This is a genomic window from Photorhabdus noenieputensis (assembly GCF_018448935.1).
In the GTDB taxonomy this organism is placed as follows: Bacteria; Pseudomonadota; Gammaproteobacteria; order Enterobacterales; family Enterobacteriaceae; genus Photorhabdus; species Photorhabdus noenieputensis.
The window spans coordinates 1-949 of the sequence record NZ_RCWC01000137.1; the positions used below are offsets into that span (position 1 = coordinate 1).

General features: G+C 55.8%; 1 protein-coding gene. It reads left to right on the forward strand.

Annotated elements, in window-relative coordinates:
• Nucleotides 1-949, forward strand: a 949-nt coding sequence (locus tag EAE91_RS23530; RefSeq protein ID WP_214090549.1) for a non-ribosomal peptide synthetase, incomplete at both ends; no start/stop codon positions are given.

The window sequence follows — 949 nt, forward strand, 5'->3', positions numbered from 1 at the left end:
ATCATCAACGAGTACGGCCCAACCGAAACCGTCGTGGGTTGTACGGTGTTTGATATCAATCACTCGGGCTGTTTTGCCGATAACGTACCGATTGGCCGCCCAATATCCAATACCCAGATTTACATTCTCGATACCCGCGGGAAACCTGTCCCAATGGGGGTCAGCGGAGAACTTTACATAGGGGGAATCGCTGTCGCTCGTGGCTACCTGAATCGGCCAGACTTGACAGCGGAACGTTTCCTGATAGATCCGTTTAGTGATCGACCGGGTGCTCGTATGTACCGTACCGGGGATTTAGCTCGCTACCTGCCGGATGGCAACCTGGAATTCCTGGGCCGCAACGACCAGCAGGTTAAAATCCGTGGTTTCCGTATTGAGCCGGGGGAAATTGAGACACGTCTGATAGAGCACCCGGCGGTGCGTGAGGCGGCGGTGCTGGCGCTGGGGGATGGACAGGACAAACGGCTGGTTGCCTATATAGTGGCACCAGGGGATGATGGGTTGGTGAATAGTTTGCGTACTCACCTGAGTAAAATGTTGCCTGACTACATGGTACCGTCAGCCTTTGTGCGGCTGGATGCCTTCCCGCTAACGCCGAATGGTAAGCTGGATCGTCGGGCGCTACCGGCACCGGACGGCGAGGCTTTTGCCCGCCAGGTTTATGCAGCGCCTCAGGGGAAAACGGAGATCGCCTTGGCGGCTATCTGGCATGAACTGTTAGGAATAGAACAGATTAGCCGACATGATAGTTTCTTTGCGCTGGGCGGCCATTCTCTGCTTGCTGTGAGGATGATTGAACGTCTGCGTCACCTGGGGCTGACGCTGGCGGTGCGTGACCTGTTCCAGTCGCCGGTGTTATCTGAACTGGCCCAAACATTAGGGCAATATCGGACTGTGGCGGTACCGCCGAATGTGATTACGTCAGCGACGACAACACTTACGCCGGAGA